Source organism: Natrinema sp. CBA1119, from assembly GCF_002572525.1.
Taxonomy (GTDB): Archaea; Halobacteriota; Halobacteria; order Halobacteriales; family Natrialbaceae; genus Natrinema.
On the sequence record NZ_PDBS01000001.1, the window covers coordinates 637,125 to 660,746 of the forward strand.

General features: G+C 65.3%; 25 protein-coding genes and 1 tRNA gene. 19 read left to right on the forward strand and 7 right to left on the reverse strand.

All coding sequences use genetic code 11. The annotated features are described in order from the left end of the window. Positions 1–176: 176 nt before the first annotated feature. Complete coding sequence (locus CP556_RS03040; protein WP_098724275.1) at positions 177–1,232, forward strand: NAD(P)/FAD-dependent oxidoreductase; 1,056 nt, start codon at positions 177–179, stop codon at positions 1,230–1,232. Between the two features lie 9 nt (positions 1,233–1,241). Here CP556_RS03040 and trkA read toward each other — a convergent pair whose 3' ends face one another. The 3 genes from trkA to CP556_RS03055 all read right to left on the reverse strand — a co-directional run bounded on the left by trkA (position 1,242) and on the right by CP556_RS03055 (position 4,822). Then, positions 1,242–2,579 (reverse strand): Trk system potassium transporter TrkA, encoded by a 1,338-nt coding sequence (trkA, locus tag CP556_RS03045; protein WP_098724276.1) that lies wholly within the window; start codon positions 2,577–2,579, stop codon positions 1,242–1,244. Positions 2,580–3,053: 474 nt separating this feature from the next. Beyond that, positions 3,054–3,575, reverse strand: coding sequence for an SRPBCC family protein (locus CP556_RS03050; RefSeq protein WP_098724277.1), 522 nt, complete (start codon positions 3,573–3,575; stop codon positions 3,054–3,056). A gap of 53 nt (positions 3,576–3,628) precedes the next feature. Then, positions 3,629–4,822, reverse strand: a complete 1,194-nt coding sequence (locus CP556_RS03055; protein ID WP_255291395.1) for a M48 family metalloprotease — start codon at positions 4,820–4,822, stop codon at positions 3,629–3,631. A 458-nt stretch (positions 4,823–5,280) separates the two neighbouring features. Between CP556_RS03055 and CP556_RS03060 the strand changes: the two genes are divergently transcribed. The 13 genes from CP556_RS03060 to CP556_RS03120 all read left to right on the forward strand — a co-directional run bounded on the left by CP556_RS03060 (position 5,281) and on the right by CP556_RS03120 (position 18,977). Beyond that, complete coding sequence (locus tag CP556_RS03060) at positions 5,281–6,063, forward strand: NAD(P)/FAD-dependent oxidoreductase (RefSeq protein ID WP_098724279.1); 783 nt, start codon at positions 5,281–5,283, stop codon at positions 6,061–6,063. A 414-nt stretch (positions 6,064–6,477) separates the two neighbouring features. Next, complete coding sequence (locus CP556_RS03065; RefSeq protein WP_098724280.1) at positions 6,478–7,212, forward strand: competence/damage-inducible protein A; 735 nt, start codon at positions 6,478–6,480, stop codon at positions 7,210–7,212. A 64-nt stretch (positions 7,213–7,276) separates the two neighbouring features. Continuing rightward, complete coding sequence (coaBC, locus tag CP556_RS03070) at positions 7,277–8,449, forward strand: bifunctional phosphopantothenoylcysteine decarboxylase/phosphopantothenate--cysteine ligase CoaBC (RefSeq protein WP_098724281.1); 1,173 nt, start codon at positions 7,277–7,279, stop codon at positions 8,447–8,449. 115 nt (positions 8,450–8,564) lie between these two features. After that, positions 8,565–9,212 carry a DUF7344 domain-containing protein gene (locus tag CP556_RS03075; RefSeq protein ID WP_098724282.1) on the forward strand — a complete coding sequence of 216 codons (648 nt, stop codon included), beginning with the start codon at positions 8,565–8,567 and terminating at the stop codon, positions 9,210–9,212. 115 nt (positions 9,213–9,327) lie between these two features. Beyond that, positions 9,328–9,897 (forward strand): hypoxanthine/guanine phosphoribosyltransferase, encoded by a 570-nt coding sequence (hpt, locus tag CP556_RS03080; RefSeq protein ID WP_098724283.1) that lies wholly within the window; start codon positions 9,328–9,330, stop codon positions 9,895–9,897. Between the two features lie 235 nt (positions 9,898–10,132). Continuing rightward, a complete protein-coding gene (locus CP556_RS03085) occupies positions 10,133–11,797 on the forward strand; it encodes an ABC transporter substrate-binding protein (protein WP_098724284.1) in 1,665 nt (554 codons plus the stop codon). 21 nt (positions 11,798–11,818) lie between these two features. After that, positions 11,819–12,766, forward strand: a complete 948-nt coding sequence (locus CP556_RS03090) for an ABC transporter permease (protein ID WP_098724285.1) — start codon at positions 11,819–11,821, stop codon at positions 12,764–12,766. Positions 12,767–12,769: 3 nt separating this feature from the next. After that, on the forward strand, positions 12,770–13,897 hold the full coding sequence (locus tag CP556_RS03095; protein ID WP_098724286.1) for an ABC transporter permease: 1,128 nt from the start codon (positions 12,770–12,772) through the stop codon (positions 13,895–13,897). Next, positions 13,897–15,033 carry an ABC transporter ATP-binding protein gene (locus tag CP556_RS03100; protein WP_098724287.1) on the forward strand — a complete coding sequence of 379 codons (1,137 nt, stop codon included), beginning with the start codon at positions 13,897–13,899 and terminating at the stop codon, positions 15,031–15,033. Before CP556_RS03095 ends, CP556_RS03100 begins: the two co-directional genes overlap by 1 nt. After that, entirely contained in the window at positions 15,030–16,355 is a 1,326-nt protein-coding gene (locus CP556_RS03105) for an ABC transporter ATP-binding protein (protein WP_098724288.1), read from the forward strand. Before CP556_RS03100 ends, CP556_RS03105 begins: the two co-directional genes overlap by 4 nt. Continuing rightward, the gene (locus CP556_RS03110) at positions 16,352–16,897 is read left to right on the forward strand and encodes a DUF7974 family protein (RefSeq protein WP_098724289.1); all 546 of its coding nucleotides are present in this window, start codon (positions 16,352–16,354) and stop codon (positions 16,895–16,897) included. Before CP556_RS03105 ends, CP556_RS03110 begins: the two co-directional genes overlap by 4 nt. Before the next feature lie 164 nt (positions 16,898–17,061). Beyond that, positions 17,062–18,084: an ABC transporter ATP-binding protein gene (locus CP556_RS03115; RefSeq protein ID WP_098724290.1), complete on the forward strand. Its 1,023-nt coding sequence runs from the start codon at positions 17,062–17,064 to the stop codon at positions 18,082–18,084. Then, positions 18,081–18,977, forward strand: coding sequence for an ABC transporter permease subunit (locus CP556_RS03120; RefSeq protein ID WP_098724291.1), 897 nt, complete (start codon positions 18,081–18,083; stop codon positions 18,975–18,977). The genes CP556_RS03115 and CP556_RS03120 overlap by 4 nt, the downstream gene beginning before the upstream one ends. A 213-nt stretch (positions 18,978–19,190) precedes the next feature. Here CP556_RS03120 and CP556_RS03125 read toward each other — a convergent pair. The 3 genes from CP556_RS03125 to CP556_RS03135 form a co-directional block, all read right to left on the reverse strand. Beyond that, a tRNA-Met gene (locus CP556_RS03125) sits at positions 19,191–19,265 on the reverse strand. 66 nt (positions 19,266–19,331) lie between these two features. Next, a complete protein-coding gene (locus CP556_RS03130) occupies positions 19,332–19,778 on the reverse strand; it encodes a GtrA family protein (RefSeq protein ID WP_098724292.1) in 447 nt (148 codons plus the stop codon). 202 nt (positions 19,779–19,980) lie between these two features. Further along, a complete protein-coding gene (locus tag CP556_RS03135) occupies positions 19,981–20,265 on the reverse strand; it encodes an HAH_0734 family protein (protein ID WP_098724293.1) in 285 nt (94 codons plus the stop codon). A gap of 130 nt (positions 20,266–20,395) precedes the next feature. On the opposite strand from CP556_RS03135, the gene CP556_RS03140 reads away from it, so the two are divergent. Genes CP556_RS03140 through CP556_RS03160 form a run of 5 tightly spaced genes read left to right on the forward strand, consistent with a single transcriptional unit; the run spans position 20,396 to position 22,613 of the window. Then, entirely contained in the window at positions 20,396–20,677 is a 282-nt protein-coding gene (locus CP556_RS03140) for a 50S ribosomal protein L44e (RefSeq protein WP_098724294.1), read from the forward strand. A gap of 5 nt (positions 20,678–20,682) precedes the next feature. Further along, on the forward strand, positions 20,683–20,856 hold the full coding sequence (locus tag CP556_RS03145) for a 30S ribosomal protein S27e (RefSeq protein ID WP_097378458.1): 174 nt from the start codon (positions 20,683–20,685) through the stop codon (positions 20,854–20,856). Continuing rightward, positions 20,853–21,653 (forward strand): translation initiation factor IF-2 subunit alpha, encoded by an 801-nt coding sequence (locus CP556_RS03150; protein ID WP_098724295.1) that lies wholly within the window; start codon positions 20,853–20,855, stop codon positions 21,651–21,653. The genes CP556_RS03145 and CP556_RS03150 overlap by 4 nt, the downstream gene beginning before the upstream one ends. A 6-nt stretch (positions 21,654–21,659) precedes the next feature. Further along, positions 21,660–21,839 carry an RNA-protein complex protein Nop10 gene (locus CP556_RS03155; RefSeq protein ID WP_098724296.1) on the forward strand — a complete coding sequence of 60 codons (180 nt, stop codon included), beginning with the start codon at positions 21,660–21,662 and terminating at the stop codon, positions 21,837–21,839. A gap of 6 nt (positions 21,840–21,845) precedes the next feature. Beyond that, the gene (locus CP556_RS03160; RefSeq protein ID WP_098724297.1) at positions 21,846–22,613 is read left to right on the forward strand and encodes a proteasome assembly chaperone family protein; all 768 of its coding nucleotides are present in this window, start codon (positions 21,846–21,848) and stop codon (positions 22,611–22,613) included. A 102-nt stretch (positions 22,614–22,715) separates the two neighbouring features. On the opposite strand, the gene CP556_RS03165 is transcribed toward CP556_RS03160, so the two are convergent. After that, on the reverse strand, positions 22,716–23,495 hold the full coding sequence (locus tag CP556_RS03165; RefSeq protein WP_098724298.1) for a DUF7839 domain-containing protein: 780 nt from the start codon (positions 23,493–23,495) through the stop codon (positions 22,716–22,718). Positions 23,496–23,622: the final 127 nt, after the last annotated feature.

Below are 23,622 nucleotides of genomic sequence, written 5' to 3' on the forward strand. Positions count from 1 at the left end.
AAAGCCGTTCGATCCGACGGTTCGCGTGACCGTTCGATCGCTCGAGACGAGGCGGTAACTTCCACACGTCGGCCGACATCGATGACCGGCGAGCGGCGTGGTCGACGGGCCGTCGAGCGTTCGGACCACCGCAGTTTGGGCCGGATTACTTGATCCCTCGAGACCGAACTGCGAGCGTGATGCAAATCGGGATCGTCGGTGCCGGGGCAGCCGCCGCGGCCGCGGCCCACACCATCGACGGAACGCCGACCGAGACGGAGATTACGGTCCTCGAGAAGTCCCGCGGACTCGGCGGGCGGGCTGCGACGAGGCGTCGCGACGACGTCGTCTACGAGTACGGCGCGAACTACGTTACCTCGGACGATGAGCGGGTGGTCGAACTACTGACGGAGACGCTCGATACCGAGGGACTGGTGGACGTGACCGACCCGATCTGGACGTTCGGTCGCGCGGGGACGGTATCACCGGGAGACGACCGCGACGATCACAAGTGGACCTACCGACAGGGGCTGACCCAGATCGCGAAGCGACTCTTCGCCCGCACCGACGCGAGCGTCCACCGGGAGACGCGAGTGGAAACGCTGATTCGTGAACCCGACGGCGGGGACGAGAGCTGGTGGCTCGAGGACGCGTCCGGAGCCCGCTGGGGTCCCTTCGACGCCGTGCTCCTGAATCCGCCGGCACCCCAGACGGCCGACCTACTGCGGTCGGCCGACTGGGCCGGTGACACCGACGTGTTGGAATCGCTCGCAGACGCCGTCGACGCGGTCCCCTTCCGGACGATCTGGACCGGGATCTTCCACTATCCGTTCGAACTCGAGCGCCCCTACTACGCGCTGGTCAACACGGACAAGGCCCACGAGATCGGGTGGGTCGCCCGCGAGGAGTGCAAACCCGGCCACGTCCCCGACGGCGAGTCGGTGCTGATCGTTCAGGCTAACCACGAGTGGTCGGTCGACCGCTACGACGAACGCCCAGCGGAGAACTGCGAGCGACTCGCGGCGATGACCGCTGACCTCGTCGGGGACGATCGCCTGTGCGAACCCGACTGGACCGACTTTCAGGGATGGCGGAACGCGCTCCCGGAGGCCGGCGTCCCCGGCGAAGCGCTGGACCGCGCCGAGCGCGAGGGGCTGTACTGTCTCGGCGACTGGGTCGCCGGCGAGGCCCGACTCCACGCGGCGCTTCGCAATGGGCTCGCGGTCGGCGATCGAGTCGCCGACGCCGGGTGAGACGGGCGGTTACAGGGCCGAAGTGGCCTCGTTCAGTACCGCAGTATCGACGAAGACGACCACGTGATCGCCGCTCTCGACTCTGGTCTCCCCCCGCGGGGTAATCAACTCCCCGTCGCGGGTGATCGCCCCGATGACGATCCCGTCGGGGAGGCCGGCCATCGCGTCGCGGATCCGCGCTCCGGCGAGCACGCTCTCGGAACCGACCTCGATCTCGAGGACCTCGGCGCGGTCGGACTCGAGCATGGCGACGTTCTCGGTCTGTCGCTTGCGGGTAAAGCGGGTGATTTCCTCGGCGGTGACGAGCCGCGGGTTGACCCCGACGTCGATACCAACGGTCTCGAAGAGGTCGACGTACTCGCCGGCCTCGACGATGCCGATGGTTCGCTCGACGCCGATCCGTTTCGCGAGCAGTGAGATCAGCAGGTTCCTCTCGTCGCCCTCGACCGCAGCAACGACGATGTCGGACTCATCGACGTGTTCGCGGACGAGGAAGTCGATGTCCGTCGCGTCGCTTTGCAGTACCAGCGTCCTCGGCAGTTTCTCGGCCAGCTCCCGTGCCCGTTCGGGATCCCGTTCGACGAGCCGCGGCTCGAGCCCTTCGGCCTCGAAGAGCCGCGCCGTCTGGTAGCCGATCTCGGTGCCGCCGACGATAACGATCTCTTCGGCGTCCTCGAGGCCCGGTTCCGGCGTCAGGGTGCCCGCAAACTCGCGGACGTTCTCAACGGAACCGATGACGACGGCGGCGTCGCCAGCCTCGATGACCGTCTCACCGTGTGGGACGATGATGTCGTCGTCGCGCAACAGCGCCGCGAAGGTCAGCGACTCGAAGCGGTCGGCCTCGGAGACCGTCTCACCGGCAATCGGACTGTCTGGACCGACTTCGAACTCCGCCATCTGGACGAGGCCGTCGGCGAACGTCTCCACGTCATGAGCGCCAGGCAAGCCGGCGATCCGGACGATCGTCTCTGCGGTCTGGAGATCCGTACAAACCATGAAATCGACGCCGAACGCCCCCATGGATTGCTCCCACGTCCGCAACAGATTCGTCTTCGTGACGCGAGCGATCGTGAACGGCTCGGCGACGGCCTTCGCCGCCCCACAGATGACGATGTTCGTTTCGTCGATGTCGGTGCTCGCGATGACCAGACCTGCCTCCTCGATGCCGGCCTCCTCGAGCGTCCCGATGGCGGTCCCGTCGCCCTGGATCGCCAGCACATCGTGAGAGTAGGTGACCGACTCGACCCGATCGGGATCCGTGTCGACCACGACGACATCGTGCTCGTCGTCGAGGCTGGCAGCGATGTTCGAGCCGACTTGGCCCGCACCGACGATGATCACTCGCACCGGCGGACCACCCGCGAGGGTCGCGGACGCGACCTGACGCTCCCGCTACTCATATCACTTGTGTCGTCACCGAGCAGTAAGTGGGTTTGGCATGAGTAAGGCAGGGGTGTCGTTAGCGGGTCCTCGAGCGAATGAGCCCGACGTAGCGGATTGGACGGTACGGACCAAGGAATGACCGCTTCGGGATCGGAAAGAGTGCATCCGCGAGCGACCAACGGGAGCGCGCCCTTTGTAGCGTAGATTTTTGCGGCTTACGAGGGACGAGAGGCGTCCCTCGAGCCGTCCGAGCGGGCCGAAGGCCCGCGAGCAGAGAGCGGTTCCGAGCGAAGTCGTTCGAAAGACGTAAAGCGTCTTTCGTGCCCTTCAAAAGAGCGCTTGCGCTCTTTTGGACCTCGCCGAGCGAAGCTCGGCTCAGTGACAAGAGACCTTCGGTCTCTCGAACTACGAGGAATCCCGAGGCGCAAAAAGGTACGTCTACGGCATTTCGTGAACCGTCAACTCCACGTCCCGCGGCCGCCCCTCGATGTCCGCGACCAGCCGCTCGACGACGGTCTCGGCCTCGGCGAGCAGTTTGGGTTCCACCGTCCGAACGACCCAGTCCAGCGAGACGAGCCGCGGTAACGAGATCGCGTTCTCGTCCGCCGAGTGGGGATCGTAGACGGCCTCGAAGTAGATCCGGCTCGCCGTCTCCACGTCCGTCGGCGCGGATTCGGCCTCCGGTTCAACGCGCCACTCGCCGCGAGCGTCGAGATCGTTGATCAGTTCCCACGCGATCGACTCGGGCGCGGAAATATCGGTCACCCTCGAGCGGGCGGTGTAGCTGAGCTTCCACCACGCCAGTTTGAGGTCGTAGACGGAGCCGACACCCCCGTCCCCGTTGACGCGAACCTCCTTCAGGTGGTCCGTGTACCGCGGGTAGTCGGCAAACGACTGTACGTACGGAAACACCTCCTCGGGCGACCGATGGGCGAGCGTACTGAGGAGAATCCTGTCCACACCCGCCGTACGACGGATCCGAAAGTAAGGATTTCCATCCCACCGATTGCCGCTCAATCGCTCGGCGTCGCCCGCACTCCCTCCCCCTCGGAGTCGCCCCGAAGCGCATCGATTCGGTCGGCGATCGGCGGGTGCTGGGTCGCGAGGCTGTAGAGCAGGCCCGCCTCGCGGCGAGTGTCGTTCGCGTCGGCCAGCGTCTCGAGGGCCTTGCTGATCGCCTCGCGACCGGCTTCCCGGGCCGCGTACGCGTCCGCACGGAACTCCTGCCAGCGCGCGAGCCCGCCCAGCAAGACGACGTGGTAAAGCGCGTACAGCGCCATGAACGGCACGAAGAAGCCGACGAAACCATAGCGCTCCTCGAGCCCGCCGAGTCCGAACCGCTGGACGACGAGGATCCAGGCACCGAAGACGGCGACCGTCAGCAGGCCGCGCTGCCAGAGGTGGCGGCCGGCGACGTGGCCGAACTCGTGAGCGAGGATCGCGCGCAGTTCGTCGTCGTCGCACTCCGCGAGCAGGTAGTCGGTCAGGAAGACGTATCGCAGGCCGGGGACCGTGCCCGCGACGAGCGCGTTCGCGGTCTTGGTGGACTCGCCCTCGAGCACGAAGAGTCCGCGGGGTCTGTAGCCCAACTCCGTACAGAGCCGTTCGACGCGCTCGCGGCGCTGCCCCTCGAGCGGGACGCGATCCCGAAAAACCACGATCAGATACGGCGAGAGACCGAAGCTGGCGAAGACGATCGCACCGAGGGTGGCGACGAGCACGAGGGTCGACGACCCGACGACCGAAATGACCGCGAGGAAGCCCCCGACCCCGATCATGGCCGAGCCGACGGCGACCGCCATCACGGTGAGCACACCTTTCGCGACCCGCCACATCGATGCCGACGTCTCCCGCAGCGATCGAACCGCGGGGTAGGTGCCGAGCGCCATCGACACGATCGGGACGGTGACGATTCCGAAGATAACCAGGATGAGGACTGCGAACTCGAGGATCGCGATGCCGAACAGTTCGACGCCGCCCGTTTCGACGGCGGCAGTCGATCGGTCTATCAGCCCGAGAGTGTAGCCGACCAGAACGGCGACGACCGGCAGTCCGAATCCGCCGACCTGCTGAACTCGATTGAGTCGGTGCAAGCGGTCTTCGATCGGTTCGTCCATCGCCTCGACGCGGCGGGCGTATGCCCGAAACCCGAGGAACGGCCCGACTGCGAGGACGAGGACGAATGCGGCACCGACGAGCATAGTCATCAATTCGATATCACGGATCAAAATAGTGTTGGGATTCATACACGACTTGGAACCGTAATCCCTGCTGTGGGTCTGTAGCCAGAATCTGTCGGCGACATCCGCTCAGTAGAGGTAATCTACGTATTGCTCCAGACCGGTCACCCGGCAGCGGTGGCGCGCGCTGGGCCGCGGTGAACTGCGAGGCATGAACGAAGTGAAGGCCTCGATGGTGTGAGCGGTGACCGGAGGGAGCCGCGAACCACTGTGAACCGCGGCACGGAACTGCGCGAGGGATGAGTGAGCGACAATAGGAGCGAACGAATCGGCTGGGGAGGGCGTGGCGATTCCCTGTTGCCACGGTAGCAGGACGATTCGTCTCACTCATTCTCGCCAAAATCCACTGCTCCATTCACAACTGCCCGTGCACGAACAGACGGAAGACGGCAACCTTCTATACCCGCGGCCGCCAACGAGCGAGCATGCGAGACGTCTGTATTGTCGGCGGCGGCGTCGCCGGCCTCGCCGCCTCGATCTTCACCGCACGCGCGGGACTGGATACCCTCGTCATCAGCGAGGGACCAAGTCCCTCGAGCAGCCGGACGCAGTCCGGCGACGACGGGGGCGAATCGATCCTCGCGCGCAACGCCAGCCTCGAGAACTACCCCGGCTTTCCCGAGGGCGTCGACGCCCGCAGGTATCTGCGACTGAGCCACGAACAGGCCCGCAACGCGGGCGTCGAGTTCGAACTCGGTCGGGTCACGAGCACGGAACTGGTCGACGAGACGGACCTCGAGGCCGGCTTCGTCCTCGAGACCGAGGGCGGCGAGCCCCTCGAGGCGCGGCGGGTGATCGCGGCCTCGTGGTCGGACAGCGAGTATCTCGTCCCGCTCGATGTAGGGCGCATCCAGCGCGGGAGCAAGCATTTCGTCGATACCGACGAGGCCGGCCGGACGGCCGTCGACGGCGTCTACGCCGCGGGCCGACTCGCAGAAGAGCCCCATCAGGCGATCGTTGCCGCGGGCCACGGCGCGAAGGTCGCCCTCGCCGTGATCCACGATTCGGACGCGAACTTCTATCACGACTGGGTCGCGCCGGAGGGATACTTCACCGGCCGCGACCGCGAGGTGCCGCCGGGGTGTGAGGAGATCGGCGACGGGGAACGACTCGAGCGCGACGAAACGGCGAGAAATCGTATGCTCGAGGCCTTCGAGGAACCACTCGACGAGGTGCCGACGATGCACCCGAGCGTCGCGGAAGACTAGCAGTAGGTAGTTCCCGACCGACAGTCGGTGACCAACAACCCGAACGGAAAGTGGCAGTTTTGTTCATTTTTCCCGCGAATGGAACGGTGTATCCGGGCTGAGTCAAGTGAGACGAAACGTCCTGCTACCGTGGCAACACGGAATCGCCACACCCTCCCCAGCCAATTCGCTCGCTCCTGGCGTCGCTCACTCATCCCTCGCGCAGTGTCATCGACCGGCCTCACTCTCGTTCGACCGATCGACAGCGCGCGCCACCGCCCGCCGGTTTACTGGTCTGGAGTGATGCGTTAATCTTCTTCATCAAGCGCCCGCCACACGGTCAGTCTGCATAAAAACGCGCTACCAATACGGCTGTGTCAGGGGGAGGAGCACCGGGCCGTATCCTTTTGCCGGCTGCCCGCGTCGAGTCAGTCGATGGAGGTCGCCATCCTCACCGTCGGCGACGAAGTGCTCGCCGGAGACATCGCGAACGCGAACGCCCAGTGGCTCGCGACCCGGCTGACCGACAGCGGTGCAACCGTCGATCGGATCTTGACGATCCCGGACGACCGCGAGCGAATCGCGGCGACGCTCGGCAAGTGGACGACCGCCCTCGACGCCGCGATCGTGACCGGCGGGCTCGGCGGCACCCACGACGACGTCACTGCCGACGCGCTCGCGGATGCCTTCGACCGCGAGCTGACCGTCGACGAGCCCGTCCGCCGGGATGTCCTCGAGACCGTCGCGGACTACCGGGACCTCGATCCGGAGACGGTCACGGCCGACGATCTGGACTTCGACGTCGACGCCTGGGCGGCGCTGCCCGAGGGCAGTCGGCCGGTACTCAATCCCGAGGGGCTCTGTCCCGGCTGCGTGCTCGAGAACGTCTACGCGTTCCCGGGCGTGCCCGCGGAGATGCGGGCGCTGTTCGAGCGCGTCGACGCGGAGTTCAGCGGCGACGCCGTCTCGCGGGTGGCGTACACGCCCCAGCCGGAGGGTTCGATGGCCGCGGCTATCGATGGCGTCCGCGAGCGGTTCGACGTGACGATCGGCAGCTACCCCGACACGGAGCGGCGAAACCGGCTGAAGGTGACCGGCACCGATCCCGAGACCGTCGACGCGGCGCTCGAGTGGCTCGCCGAACGAGTCGACCTCGACGTGAGCGAGTGAGCGAACCCGACCCGCGACGACGCCTCGCTACGCTTAACATACCCCGAGAGAGACTAGCAGACGAATGCTCGAGGGAGTCAACGTCGCGCTCGGGATCACGGGGTCGATCGCGGCCGTGAAGACGGTCGAACTGGCCCACGAGCTGCGACGCCACGGTGCGGCGGTTCGCGGCGTGATGACCGGCAGCGCACAGGGGATCGTCCACCCCTGGGCGGTCGAATTTGCCACCGAAAACGAGGTCGTCACGGAGATCACGGGCGGCGTCGAACACGTCGATCTCTGCGGCTACGAGGGCTGGGCCGACGTATTCTTGATCGCACCCGCGACGGCGAACACCGTCGGCAAGATCGCGGGTGCCGTCGACGACACGCCCGTCACGACCTGTGCCACGACCGCGCTCGGTGCCGACACACCAGTCGTCATCGCGCCCGCGATGCACGAACCGATGTACGACCACCCCGGCGTGCTCGAGGCCATCGACACCGTCACCGAGTGGGGCGTTGACTTCGTCGATCCCCGCATCGAGGAGGGGAAAGCCAAGATCGCGAGCGAGGAAGCGATCGTCTGTGATGTGGCCCGCGCGGCCGGCGACCGGCCGCTCGAGGGCGAGCACGTCGTCGTCACGAGCGGCGCGACGAGCGAGTCGATCGACCCCGTCCGGGTTATCACGAACCGGTCGTCGGGCAAGATGGGGCGAGCGGTCGCGAAAGCCTGCTACGTCCGCGGAGCCGACGCGACGCTCGTTCACGACGGGACCGACGTCCCCTACGCCGACGTTTGCGAGGTCGAGAGCGCAAGCGAGATGCTCGCGGCCACGCGCGAGGCCTGTACGGACGCCGACGCGCTCGTCTCGGCGGCCGCGATCAGCGACTACACTGTCGAGGGGAGCGACGAGAAGATCCGCTCGGGCCGGGAGCTCACGCTCGAACTCGAGCCCACGCCGAAGCTCATCGACGAGATTCGTACCGAATACCCCGACCTGCCGATCGTCGGCTTCAAGACCGAGACCTCCGGTGACGACGGGGCGATGATCGAGCAGGCCAGAACAACCCTCGAGCGAGCCGATCTCGCGTTCGTCGTCGCCAACGACGCGAGCGTGATGGGGGCGGAGACGACGAGCGCGCTGCTCGTCCACGCTAGCGACGTTGCACGCTACGAGGGGACGAAAGCCGGGCTGGGTGGCGAGATCGCCGATTCGATCGCGGCGGTGCTCGGGGCGAGGCCGACAACGGACTGAGCGTTCAGCGCGCCCGTCAGGAGAATTATATGGGTGGGGTTCATCCGACCGAACTAATGGGTATTCGACCTGGTTTGAACGCGATCGAACGACCGGAGTCGTCCGGGCCCCCGAGGTGACCGACGTGGCGCAAATACACCGAACCGACGACACCCCCACCACCGACGACACCGACGGCGATGACGCGTCCGACGACGATCACGACGCGCCTGACGAACCGCTCTCCAAAGGCGAGGTCTTCGAGGTGTTGCGGAATCAGCGGCGTCGCTATATCCTGCAGTACCTCAAACAGGACGATCGACCCGTCGAACTCGGCGATCTCGCCCAGCAGATCGCCGCCTGGGAGTACGACACGACCCTTGAGGGTGTCACCCCCGAGCAGCGAAAGCGGGTCTACACGACGCTGCAACAGACCCATCTTCCGAAGATGGACGCAACCGGCATTCTCTGCTTCGACGCCGATCGAGGCGTCATCGAGGGGACCGAGCGAACCGGAGACATCAGCGTCTACCTCGAGATCGTCCCCGGCCGGGAGTTCGCGTGGCGCGAGCTGTACCTCTCGCTGGGCGCGATCAGCTGTGCGCTGGTCGCCGCACTGTGGCTGGAGATCTATCCGCTAACGCATCTCTCGGAACTGACCTGGACTGCCGCCATCGCGGGGACGTTCACGCTCACTGCGGTCGTCCACATCTACCACGAGCGAAACATGCGTCTCGGTCACGGCGACCAGCCACCGGAACTGAGCTACAGCGCCGACGACTGATCGGTCCTCGAACGGTCTGGCAGCCCGAAACGGGCGGCAATCGTCCGGTCAAGAAATATCGCGGCTCACTCGTTCGGATCGTCAACTTTTACTCCGCGACGGTTCGACCCACAGCATGGATCAGCTGAAGCAGTCCCTCCTCGAGGCGCCGATCATCGAGAAGAACGGCTATCATTACTTCGTGCACCCGATCAGCGACGGGCTCCCGAAACTCGATCCGGGGCTACTCCGCGAGATCGTCATCCGAATCATCCGGAAAGCCGAACTCGAGGAGGTCGATCGGATCGTCACCCCCGCGGCGATGGGCATTCACATCTCCACCGCCGTCTCGCTGATGACCGATATCCCGCTGACCGTCATCCGAAAGCGCGAGTACGGCCTCGAGGACGAGGTCGCGATCTCCCAGAAGACCGGCTACTCGGAAAACGAGATGTACATCAACGACGTCCGCGAGGGCGAGCGCGTCCTCGTCCTCGACGACGTCCTCTCGACGGGCGGTACGCTCGCCTCGGTGCTCACGGCGCTCCACGAAATCGGTGCGGAGGTCGTCGATACGGTCGCCGTGATCAAGAAGGTCGGCGGCGAGAACAAGGTCGACGACGCCGGCTACGACGTCAAGACGCTCATTAATGTCGACGTCGTCGACGGCGAGGTCGTCATCGTCGACGAGGAAGGCGATCAGTAAGCGACCGCCGGCGGGCGGGTCGTCGAACGGCCCGTATCATACGAATTGAACGGAATCGAGTGAAGTGTCCTGCTGACCGTCTTCGTCCGATCGCTCGCGACGGTCCGTCGAATCTCGATACCGACGGCCGGCCAACAAATTGCGGCCGGGACCGGGGACTCGTGTTCGGGGTTTCGAGCCCCTGCGTGTCTCCCCAACACAAGGAATATGTTCGCCGGATCAGAACTCTACGACTATGTCAGGGAATAGTATCGGGCCGAGTGAACGCGGTCGTCTGCGACGGCGTTCACTCCTGAAGGGTGCGGGGGCGGCCGGGGTTGCGGGACTTGCGGGCTGTATCAGGTTCAACAGCGTCACGGCCGACGGCCCGGCCGAGGAGCTAATACAGGAGGGGTTCGAGGCGGCGGGCGTCGAGCCGCCGTTCGAAACCACGATCGCTATTACCGAAGACGAGGAACGGAACAAGGTCGCACAGCTTCTCCGGAGCGAACTCAACGGAACCGGCTTTTTCGACGTCTCGATCACCGCTCAGGATTTCGGCTCCCATATCGATATGATGTTCGCCGCGGCCGAGCGGAACGAAAACGCCATGTTCGTCTCGAGTTGGACCGGCGGCTGGGATCCGAGCAACTACGTCGACATGCTCTTTCACTCGGACGATCACACGCCGAACGGGTCCAACATCGGCCACTACTCCAGTGAGACCGTCGACGAGTATATCGACGCCGGCCTCACCGAAACCGATCACGAGGACCGCGTCGAGATTTACCAGAATCTTCAGGAAGAACTGGTCGCCGATTCGCCGGCGTCGTTCGTTCGCTTCCGCGAAGCGACCCACGTCTGGGACGACGACGTCGTCGGTGGCTGGCAGACGTATCCGCTTCGACCGGGGACGTACTACGCGATATACGCGCCCTGGGCCGGCGTCTACACCGAACTCGAGGAGGAGTCCGAGTTCGTCGGCGACCTCGGGAGCGATGTCACGAACTACGATCCCGTCACGATAACCGGGACCGTCTCCAGTCAGGCGACGGCGCTGCTCTACGAGCAACTCGTCGGCGTCGACTTCGACGGCGAGATTCGACCGATGCTCGCCACCGACTGGGAGCGAATCGATGACGAGCAAACTGACGAGATGACCTATCGATTCTCCCTCCGCGAGGGCGTCCGATTTCACAACGGCGAGCGACTCACCGCGGCCCACGTCAACGGCTCGCTCGAGCGCTACGAGGGAACGCCGCGAGAGAACGATGTCTACGACTGGTATGAGAGCAGCGAGGTTATCGACGATCAGACGATCGAGATCAGTTGCTCGCGGGAGTACGGCCCCTTCGAGAGCGCGCTGTTCAACGTCTCGATCGTTCCGATGGCGGTAATCGACGGCGAACACGACCTCGAGTCGGAACCGATCGGAACCGGCCCCTACCGGTTCGTCGAACACGAGAGCGACGACCACTGGCGCATGGAGCGCTTCGACGAGTACTGGTACGAGGGCGGCACCAAAGCGGTCCCCGACACGGCACCGATCGAAACCGTCACGCTCGAGATTATCACCGAAAAGTCGTCCCGACAGGGCGCACTCGAGGCCGGGAACATCCACTTCAGTTACGGCGTACCGTCGGCGAGCATCGCCGACTTCGAGAGCGACGCGGCCTACGACGTCGGTCGCCACGTCGGCGGCGGGTTCGATATGGTGATCTACCCCACCTACCGCGCGCCGTTTTCCGAGCGGTCGGTCCGTCGCGGCTGTAACATGTTGATTCCGCGCGAACGAATCCTCGAGAACGTCTACCGAGGCATCGGCCAACTGGCGTATACGCCGATCTCACCGCTGCTCGAGGACTATGCGAGCGGATCGTTTCAGGAGATGGTCGCCGACGAGTACGTCCGTCCGAACTAACATCACACTCTACTCCTACCAATGACGCTCGGCCGATACGTCTGGACGCGGTTGTTGGTCACCGCGCCGGTCCTCTTCGGCGTCACCGCACTGACCTTTTCGTTCGTCCACCTGTTGCCGGGCGACGCGGTCGACGCGATAATCGGCTTTCAGGACGTCAGCCCGGCGGTCGAGGCGTCGATCCGGGCCGAGTACCACCTCGACCAGCCGGTCTGGAAACAGTACGTGCTATGGCTGGGCGACGCGGCGACCCTCGAGTTCGGCGAGTCGCCGATCACCGGTCGCGACGTCTCGGCGACGATCGGTCGGCGACTCCCAGCGACGCTCGCGCTCGGCGGGGCCGCGTGGCTGCTCGCGCTCGCGGTCGGGATCCCCGCGGGAATCGTCGCCGCCGTGAGGGCGGGCGAGCCGGCCGACGAACTCGGGCGGATCGCGGCGCTTGCCGGGATCGCGACGCCGAACTTCTGGCTCGGCCTCATCCTGTTGTTCGTCTTCAGCGTCCGGCTGGGCTGGTTTCGCGTCATCCCGCCGGACGCGCCGCTCGCCAGCCTCGCGATGGCGAAGTTCATGCTCCTGCCGACGATCACGCTCGGGACCGCGTCGGCCGCACTGATCACGCGCCTGTTGCGGTCGTCGATGCGCCGGGAACTCGAGGCGGCCTACGTCCGGACCGCACGCGCGAAGGGGCTCTCCGAACGAACGGTGATTCTGAAACACGTCCTGCGAAACGCCCTGCTTCCGGTCGTCACCGTCGCCGGCCTCCAGCTCGCCTTTCTCGTCGACGGTGCCGTCGTCGTCGAACAGATATTCTCCTGGCCGGGCATGGGGCGGCTACTTGTCCGGTCGATCCTCCGGCGCGACTACACCGTCATCCAGGCGACCGTCCTCGTCATCGGCGTCGCGATCGTGTTCGCGACCCTGCTCGTCGACATCGTCTACGCGATCCTCGATCCGCGAATTCGATACTGACCAATGAGCGACCGACATCCCACCACCCAGCGCGGCCGGATTCGCATCGTCGGCTTCGACGACGCCGTCGCGGACCAGCAAGCGGGTGATCGGGACGACGACGACGATATCGACGCCACAACAGCGGCGGGATCCATCGCCAGTTCGACGACGCCCGAGGAGACCACAACGGAGACAGAGTCAGAACCCGATCGGCCGAGACGTCGCCTCGAGGACGCGTGGCGTCGGTTCCGACGGAACCGAACGGCGATGGCCGGGCTGGGAGTGATCGTCGTCATGGCGGTGCTGGCCGTCTTCGCCAGACCGATCGAGGTGTCGACGGCGGAAGTCACGATCACGCTCCAGCCGTTCTCGCTGGCACCGTACGATCCGTCCGCGATGTTCGTCGGCCCGGCGAACGCGCCGCCCTCTCGAGCGCATCCCTTCGGCACGGACTGGGCGGGCCGCGACCAGCTCTCGCGGGTCCTCGTCGGCGGCCGGTACACGCTGGGAATCGGGCTCGTCGCCGTCGCACTGGCGCTTTGCGTCGGCGTCCCCCTCGGGGCGATCGCAGGCTACTTCGGCGGCTGGATCGACGAGGCGATCATGCGACTCGTCGACGTGCTGTACGCCTTCCCGTTTCTGGTGCTGGCGATCGCGATCGTCCCGATCCTCGAGCCGGTGCCGATCCTCGGCGGCGGCTTCTGGACGGTGGTGCTGGCGCTGGCCGTCACCGGCTGGATCGGCTACGCTCGCCTGTTGCGCGGCGAGGTTCTCTCGGTCCGAGAACGCGAGTACGTCACGGCCGCGAGAGCGCTCGGCGTCCCCGATCGGACTGTCATCCGCAGACACGTCGTCCCGAACGCCGTCGCCCCCGTCGTCGTCCAGGCGACGCTCAACGTCGGCACGGTCGTCCTCACCGCGGCGGCGCTCGGCTTCCTCGGCCTCGGCCTCGAGCCCGGGAGCGCCGAGTGGGGTGCGATGCTCTCCCAGGGCCGGAGTTCGCTCGTACAGGGCCGCTGGCACATCACCGTCTTTCCCGGGCTCGCGATCTTCCTGTTCGTGCTGGCGATCAACCTCGTCGGTGACGGGATCAACGACGCGCTGGACCCCCACCGGGACGTGAGCGACGAACGGAGGCGGCTGCGCTGATGTCGCTGCTCGAGGTGGATGATCTCGTCGTCCAGTTCTATACCGAAAACGGCGTCGTCCGGGCGGTCGACGGCATCAGTTACGAGATCCGCGCGGGCGAGACGCTCGGACTCGTCGGCGAGAGCGGAGCCGGCAAGAGCGTCGCCAGCCTCGCGTTGCTCCGGCTAATCGACTCCCCCGGCGAGATCGTCGGCGGCGAGATCAGGTTTCGCGGGCGGGACGTTCTCGAGCTATCGGCCGACGAGATGCGCGGGCTCAGAGGCGACGAGATCGCGATGGTCTTTCAGGACGCGGGCGCGGCGCTCAACCCAGTCTACACCGTCGGCGAACAGATATCGGAGGCGATCCGTACACACGAGGCCGTCACCGACGAGACGGCTCGCGACCGCGCGATTGCGCTCCTCGAGCGGGTCGGAATCTCTGACCCGGCCGCCCGATATTCGGACTACCCCCACGAGTTCTCCGGTGGAATGCAACAGCGGGCCGTCATCGCGATGGGGCTGTCCTGCGATCCCGCCCTGCTCGTCTGCGACGAGCCGACGACCGACCTCGACGTCACTGTTCAGGCAGGGATCCTCGAGTTACTCGCGGATCTCGCGCGGGAGTCAGAGACGGCGATCCAGCTGGTCACCCACGACCTCGGCGTCGTCGCCGAGATCTGCGATCGGGTACTGGTGCAGTACGCGGGCGAAATCGTCGAGCGCGCGCCGGTCGAGGAGCTGTACTACGACCCGAAACACCCCTATACCGTGGGGTTACTGGCCTCGATTCCCCGAGTAGGCGACGGGCGTGAGCGCCTCGCGACCGTCCCCGGGACGACCCCCGACCTCGTCGATCCGCCAACCGGCTGCCGGTTCCACCCGCGCTGCCCGTACGCGGAGGGCGTCTGTGCCAGACGTCGCCCGCCGCTCGTCGAGACGGAATCGGGAGCTCCGGACGACGGCCACCCCGAGACCCACGTCGCCGCCTGTCTCGAGTACACCGGCGACCTCGAGGAGGGGCTGGACTACGAGGTGCAGGTTCGGGACGGAGCGGACGAATCGACCGAGTCGAACGAACCGGACGAACGCCATCTCGGCGGGGACGACGGCGAAGAACCGACCCGCGAACGCGACCGGAGGGGTGAGCCGCGATGACGACGACCGACGACCCACTGATTCGCGCCGAGGGGCTCGAGAAACGCTACACGACGGCTGACGGCTTTCTCGATCGACTGCTCGGGCGGCGCGAAACGGTTCGGGCGGTCGACGGCGTCGACCTCGAGATTCGCGCCGGCGAGACGCTCGGGCTGGTCGGCGAGAGCGGCTGCGGCAAGACGACGCTCGGCCGGGCGCTCGTCCGACTGCTCGAGCCGACTGCGGGCTCGATCACCTACCGCGACACCGAACTGACCGAGTGCTCCCGGTCCGAACTCCGGGCGCTGCGATCCGAGATTCAGTACGTCTTTCAGGATCCTCTCGCCAGCCTGAACCCGCAGCTGACCGTCGCCGACATCGTCGGCGAGGCGCTCGCGGTTCACGACGTCGTTCCGCCGGAGCACCGCGACGAGCGCGTTCGGGAGTTGCTCGAGACGGTCGGGCTGCAACCCAATCACGCGAGCCGGTACCCCCACGAGTTTTCGGGCGGCCAGCGCCAGCGGATCGGCATCGCACGCGCGCTCGCGGTCGAACCCGAGTTCCTCGTCTGCGACGAGCCGGTGTCCTCGCTCGACGTCTCCGTACAGGCCGGGATCATCAATCTGCTCGCCGACCTCCAGAAGGAGTTCGGGCTTTCCTATCTCATTATCACCCACGACCTCTCGGTGGTCGAGCACGTCGCCGACCGGGTCGCCGTGATGTATCTCGGGGGACTCGTCGAAACCGGGACGACTACCGAGGTCTTCGACGCGCCCTCTCACCCCTACACCGAAGCGCTGCTGTCGGCGATCCCCGAACCCGACCCCTGCTGGGCGGGCGATCGGATCGTCCTCGAGGGATCGGTTCCCTCCCCCACCGATCCGCCCTCTGGCTGTCGATTTCACACGCGCTGTCCGAAAGTCATCCCGCCCGCCGAGTACGACCTCGAGACGGACTCGTTCCGCTCGATCATGGCGCTTCGAACGCGACTCGCCGAGGCGGACGCCGACGCGGGACTCGAGGCGCTCCTCCCGCGAACCGACGCCAGCGGGGACGCCACCGCGGCGATCCGGGACGCCAACGGGATCCCCCACCAGCTCTCCGATCCGGACGCGGAGGCGGCTCTCGCGGACGCGCTCGAGGTCGCTTCGGCCGGCGATTTCGAGGCCGCACGGGATCGGCTCGCGTCGGCGTTCGAGACGCCCTGCGAGACGACTAAGCCGGCGCTCGAACCGGGGACGGCCGACCATCCGATCGCCTGCCACCGGTTCGATGATCGACTCGAGGGCGAACCCGAACCGATCGCCGGAACGAAACGCCGTATGCGAGGGACCGACCGATGACGGGAAACGACGACTTCGACGCGCTCGAGCGGTCGACCGACGATCCGTTCGCGCCCGGGCGGGAGAGCGGTAACGGGGGCGGGGGCGGGGGCGGGGGCGGGCGCACGATCGACTGGACAGCGTTCAGCCACGCGTTCACGCCGCGGGCGTTGCGTCACCGCGCGATCGACATCAGCGTCTCGACGGATAACCGCCGATACGAGCACGGCGAGCCGGTCGAGATCACCGTCGAGTTTCGCAACCGGCTCCCGCTCCCGATTCGGATCCGGACCGAGTCGCCAAAGCGCTGGGTCTGGGCCGTCGACGGCTACAGGGAGGCCTCGCAGGTACCGCGGACGGTTCCCGACCGGCCCGCCGCGTTCTCCTTCGCCCGGCGCGAGCGCAAACGCTTCCGCCGACGGTGGTCCCAGCGAATTCGGGTTTCCGACGACGAGTGGAAGCCGGTCGACGCGGGCACGTACGCGATCGAGGTGCGGCTCAATTGCGCGGACGCTGCAGCCCGCGGTCTCGTCGATCGAACCGCGATCGAAATCGAGGGCTAACGCGCCGCTCCGGACGCGCGTCGATCCCCAATACGCGTTTCTCGAGCGGTTGCTTCCGAGGACCGAAAATAGCGGTATGAGAGGTACCTATAATACCTCTAGAACACGTTCAGACGATCTGATAACCCGAACGTTATTTCCGTCTCTTCGTGTGAGTCAGGCACATGCCGGCAATACGAACGCGGGGACTCACGAAACGCTACGGTGCCGGCGACGAGGCCGTCGTTGCGCTCGAGGAGCTCGACCTCGAGGTCGCGGAGGGGGAGGTGTTCGGCTTTCTCGGACCGAACGGCGCCGGAAAGACGACCACGATCGACCTGTTACTGGATTTCGTCCGGCCAAGCGATGGATCAGCGACCGTCCTCGGCTACGACGCACAGGACGAGACGGACGCGGTCCGCGACCGCGTCGGCGTACTGCCGGAAGGATTCGATCTCTGGGACCGCTCGTCGGGCTATCGCCACCTCGAGTTCGCGATCGAGTCCCAGGACGGTGAGCGGGAGCCGGACGCCCTGCTCGAGCGGGTCGGACTCGATCGGAACGACGGGCAACGGCCGGTCGGGGACTACTCGAAGGGAATGCTCCAGCGACTCGCGATGGCGATGGCGCTCGCGGGCGACCCCGACGTGCTCATCCTCGACGAGCCGTCGGGCGGGCTCGACCCGAACGGGATTCGGACGATGCAGGAGATCGTCCGCGAGGAGGCCGAGACCGGAACGACCGTCTTCTTCTCGAGTCACATCCTCGGGCAGGTGGCGGCGGTCTGCGACCGGGTCGGCATTCTCGACGACGGCGAACTGGTCACCGTCGACACCATCGAGGGGCTTCGCGACGCGGCGGGCGTAGGATCGCGACTCGTCGTCGAGGTCGCCGGCGAACCCGGAGAGCCGGTCACCGATCTGACGACGATCGAGGGCGTCACCGACGTCAGCCGCGCCGAAGACGGAGTGCACGTCTCCTACACTGATCCGCGCGCCAAGGCGACGGTCGTCCACCGACTCGTCGATTCAGACGCGGCGGTGCTGGACTTTGACATCGAGGAAGCGACGCTCGAGGACCTGTTCGCGGCGTTTACCGGATCGGACTCGAGCCGCGAGGCCGATCACCGAGCCGAGCGGGACGTGCGGATCGAAACCGGGGATGATGGGCCCGCGCTCGAGGCCGAATCGGAGGAGGTGGACCGATGACCTGGGTCGCGATCGCGCGCAAGGACTTCGAGGACGTCGTGCGCTCGCGGATGGTCTGGGGAATCATTGCGGTCTTCCTGTTCCTGATGGGGATCGTGACGCTCGGCGCGTCGGCCCAGATCGAGGACCCGAGCGCGACGGACGTCATCTTCTTCTTCACGAACGTCGGCGGACAGATATTCGTCCCCATCATCGCGCTGGTCGTCGGCTACATGGCGATCGTCGGGGAGCGCCAGTCCGGCAGCCTCCGGATCCTGTTCGGGCTCTCGCACAACCGCCGCGACGTGCTCTTCGGAAAACTCGCGAGTCGGACCGGTGTCATCGTCGTCGCGACGCTCGTGGCCTGTGCGTTCGCTGTAGCCCTCATGGTCGCCCTGTTCGGCTCGCTGCCCGTCCGAACGGTGCTGGGATTCGTCGCCCTGACGCTCCTGCTCGGAGCCGCCTTCACCGCCATCGCCGTCGGCGTCTCGGCGATGACCGACACCCGAATGCGGGCGATGGGCGGCGCGATCGGCAGCTACATCCTGTTTACCATGGTGTGGCACCCGCTGGTCGCCGGCGTCCACTACCTGCTTGCGGGAGAACTCGTCGGACTCGAGGCACCGGCGTGGTACCTCTTTGCGCTCCGGCTGAACCCGCTCGAGGCGTACAGGCAGGCTATGAGCCTGCTGATCGACGGGTTCGTGCCGGCGCTTGTCGGGTGGGAGAACATCGTCGAAGACGTTCCGGCGTCGGCGTTTCAGGGACAGGAGTCGCTCATGGTGTCGAACCGCATCGCCGGGGACGTCCCGTTCTACCTGACGGAGTGGTTCGCCGCCGTCATCCTGCTCGCGTGGATCGTCGTCCCGATCGCGATCGGCTATCGGCGCTTCGAACGAGCTGATCTGAACTAGCTATCCGCTCTCGTCTCTGCTGACCCACGCGACGGCTGCTCGCTTCGCTCACGGGCTTGTTCATGTCGAAAAGTAGCGGGAGGTAGATTTGAACCACGCCGTCACCCTCGCTACGCTCGGGTGCCGTCTGGTTCAAATTACCACTAAACTATTTCACGGATTCAGTACTCCCTTCTCGTCACACTCGTCGGTCGTCGTTGAATCCGTGAAAAGTAGCGGGAGGTAGATTTGAACTACCGGTCTGCGGGTTATGAGCCCGCCGGAATCTCCTGGCTATCCCATCCCGCTATCACATCATATCCGAGTGCGCTAGTTAAGGGTTGTGATTCGGTTGCCGTATGCGGGTTTCTACCGCTACTCCTGATGGACCTGCCACGTGTAGAGGCTCTCACAGGTGTAGTTGACGAAGAAGCCGACGCCGATCCCGACCACGTTCGCCGCCACGTACCAGACGTCGAACCGGCGGACAAGGATCGCCAGTACCGCGAGCGTCACCAGAAACCCGCCGAGCCGGACCAGATTCGAACGCAGAAACCGCCGTCCTAACGGTCGAAGTCCGACCTTTCCGTACTCCGAAAACGTCCACCGTTCGTTGATCGCGAAGATAACCACAATTCCGAGCTCCCAAGAGAGCACCTTCGCGACGATCGGGCCGAGAACCGTCGCCTCAACCAGTAACACGAGGACCACGTTATCGACGGTCGCACCGACGGTACCGACGCCGACGAACTGGCCGAACCGCGTCGTCGACCAGAGCGCGCGAATTCGCATTCGGACGGCCTCTGACAGAGAATTACTCATCGTCGTGTTCGATCTCGAGCGTACCGATGACTGACGAGGGCACCGGTTTCCATCTTCCGGTCGCCGTCTCAAGCAGACAACACGCTGATATCAATCCTAGATAGTCAATTTGCATGTCCGACTCGTTCGTCCGGTACTGACAGGAGTCACAAAGCGTTCGGATACGAGCCCACGATTGCACCATTACGAAGACGGAATACCGTTAGATCGCGAGATCGCTCTTCGCTCGGACGACCTCGACGTCCTCGGCGTCGACGCGGTCGACGTCGAGGAAGTGCGGCGTGAAGTTCCGTTTCTCGTAGTCCTCGTACTCGTCCTCGGCACCGACGGTACACCAGAGCTGGACCTCATCGGGACCGTGGTACTCGCCGTTGCGATTGATACCGAAACAGACGACCTCCGATTCCCCGTCCCCGTCGTCTCCCTGGTATCGAACGATGGCCCCGTTTCGGATCCCGGGGTCCCCGTGGATGATGAGCTGCTTCATGCGCTCAGCTTCACAGGAGAGCGGATTAAACGCTTCGGAGGCCTCTGGGACGACAACTGGCCGTCCGAACGACGGCGAACCAAACGGGTTATAAACGGCGCTATCTTAGGCCACGGCAAGTGAGATAACTATGCAGATGCCACGCCGATTCAATACGTACTGTCCGCACTGCAACGAACATCACGAACACGAAGTCGAGAAGTCCCGAACGGGCCGCTCGAGCGGCATGAAGTGGGACGCTCGCCGTACCCGACGGAACAGTTCCTCGATCGGGAACTCCGGCCGGTTCTCGAAGGTACCCGGTGGCGAGAAGCCGACCAAGAAGACCGACCTCAAATACCGATGCAGCGAGTGCGGCAAGGCCCACCTCCGCGAGGGATGGCGCGCCGGCCGACTCGAGTTCCAGGAGTGATACCAATGGCAGGAAATTTCTACAGCGTTCGATGCAGTGACTGCGAGAACGAACAGACCGTCTTCGGCAAGGCCTCCTCGGAGGTCGCCTGTGCCGTCTGTGGCACGACGCTCGTGCGACCGACCGGCGGCAAAGCCGAGATCGAACACGAGATCCTCGAAACAGTCGAGTCACGATGAAGTACAGCGGCTGGCCCGACCCCGGCGAACTCGTCGTCGGCAAGATCGACGAAATCGAAGACTTCGGCGTCTTCGTCGATCTCGAGGAGTACGAGGACAAGCGCGGACTGATCCACATCTCCGAGGTCGCGAGCGGCTGGATCAAAAACGTCCGCGATCACGTCCGCGAGGGTCAGATCGCCGTCTGCAAGGTCCTCGACGTCGACAAGAGCTCCCAGCAGATCGATCTCTCGCTCAAAGACGTCAACGACCACCAGCGCTCCGACAAGATTCAGGAGTGGAAAAACGAGCAGAAGGCCGACAATTGGATGGAACTGGCCTTCGGCGAGGAGATCGAGGACGAAGACTACACCGCGATCGCCAACGAACTGATCGCCATCCACGGGGGGCTCTACGAGGGCTTCAAGCAGGCCGCGATCCACGGCGAAGCGGCGCTCGAGGACACCGATCTGGACGACGACGAGATCGAATCGATCGTCGAGACGGCCCGCGAGAACGTCTCGGTGCCGTACGTCAACGTCACCGGCTACGTCGACCTCTCGAACCCCACCGACACCGGCGTCGACGGGATCCGCGAGGCACTCGAAGCGGCCGAAGGCAACGGCGAGATCCCCGAAGAGGTCGATCTCGAGGTGAGCTACGTCGGCGCACCCGAGTACCGGATCAAAGTGAAGGCACCGAACTACAAGACCGCCGAATCCCACCTCGAGGAGAGCGCACAGCGAGCGGTCACCGCGATCGAAGGCCACGGTGGGACCGGTCAGTACCACCGCGAGCGCCGAACTGACGACGAATAAGGACCGATGAAATCCGATATCCGGGTGTGTTCGGCGTGGCGCGAGGTCCACGACCGCCCGGTGTATACCCTTTCTGACAGCTGCCCCGACTGCGGTGCCGAGACGGTAAACAGCGCGCCAGCGCCGTTCGATCCGACGGATCCACACGGCGAGTACCGACGCGCTCTTAAACGTCGCAACCGCTGATACGGTATGGACGAACTCGAGATCGACGTCGTCGCCGAGGTCGAACTGGACGACCCCGTTCTCGTCGAGGGGTTGCCGGGAGTGGGACACGTCGGCACCCTCGCTGTCGAGCACTTGCTCGAGGAACTCGAGGGCGAGAGCACGCTCGTGCGGCGCATCTACTCCCGTGAGTTCCCGCCGCAGGTGAGCGTCGAGGACGGCATCTCGGAACTGACCTGTGCCGAGATCTACGCCGTCGATGTTCCCGAGGGTCGCGATCTGCTGCTTCTGACCGGAGATCATCAGGCCCAGAGTAACGACGGCCACTACACGCTCACGGACGCCTTCCTCGATATCGCCGAGGAGTTCGGCGCGACCGACGTGTACGCACTCGGCGGCGTTCCGACCGGCGAACTCATCGACGAGTACGCCGTCGTCGGGGCCGTCAGCGACGAATCGATGCTCGAGACGCTCGAGGACGCGGGCGTCGAGTTCCGCGAAGACGAGCCGGCGGGGGGTATCGTCGGCGTCTCCGGGCTCCTGCTCGGGCTGGGCGAACGCCGCGGCTTCGAGGCGAGTTGCTTGATGGGCGAAACCAGCGGTTATCTGGTCGATCCCAAGAGCGCGCGAGCGGTGCTCGAAGTGCTCGAAGCGGTGCTCGGCTTCGACCTCGAGTACGAGTCCCTGGACGAACGGGCCGACGAGATGGAGGAGGTCATCGGCAAGATCCAGGAGATGGAACAGCAACAGCAGATGGACGTGCCGACGGACGACGATCTGCGCTACATCGGCTAACGGCCCCGCTTTCTATCGAAGTTGCACTCGGTTACGATCAAGTTCCGTCAGCGGTCGCTCCCGTCCGTCGGCGGTCGGTCAATCCAGTGACAGCGGACCGTATCAGCCCTCGAGTACTTCGTAGGAGACGTCGGCGTCTCGGAGCGCGTCCGTGACTCGGCCGACCTCGTTCGTCGTGGCAACTGCGGTCACTTCGAGGCCGCGTTCAGCGCCGTCGGCGGCGACTGCACCGGCCGCAAACGTGACCGCCGGATCGGTTCCGACCTCTCGGCAGGCGACGACTGCCTCGACACCGGCTGCGACGACGAGATCGGCGTCCTCGCAGTGCTCGGAGACGAGCGTCGAATCGACCGCTCGGCTGCCACCGGTGCGTACCGCAGGTACCTGCAGTACCGTCACCGAACCGGGCTCGAGTTCCATGACGCCCTCGAAACTCGTGACGCCGACGTCGGTACCGGCCTCGGCGTCGGTGGTCGCGACGCCGGTGGCCGGTCCCTCATCACCGGGAGTCGCGTGGAGTAATCCGTCCTCGACCGAAAGCGAGACGGTCTCCCCGTCGTCGATGTCGTCGGTCGCGATATAGGCGGCCTCGCTCATCGCGCCAAGAACGTCGCCGGTGACGTGGTCGGCAAAGCGGCGAACGTCGTCCGCGGTTCGAAAGAGCCAATCGACACCTTCGTTGGTGACGCGATATCTGGACCTGCCTTCCTTCTCGACGAACCCCTCGTCGACGAGATCGCGGATGTACTCGCTGACGGCTTGGCTCGTCACGCCGACTTCCTCGGCGATCTCCCCCTGGCTGACCGCGGGCTGTCGCTCGGCGATCTGCACGAGGATCCGAAACCGCGTTGCGGCCCGTTTGTTGTCGAGGACGTCGACCATACGGCTAGTGTTTCGTGAGAACGGCAAAAAGGTACGCGATCGCACGATCGCATAGTCCAGCGAGAACCGGCGTCGAGTCCGGGACGATCCGACGGCGGCGATCGCGGCCCTCGGGCCGAGGCGTCAA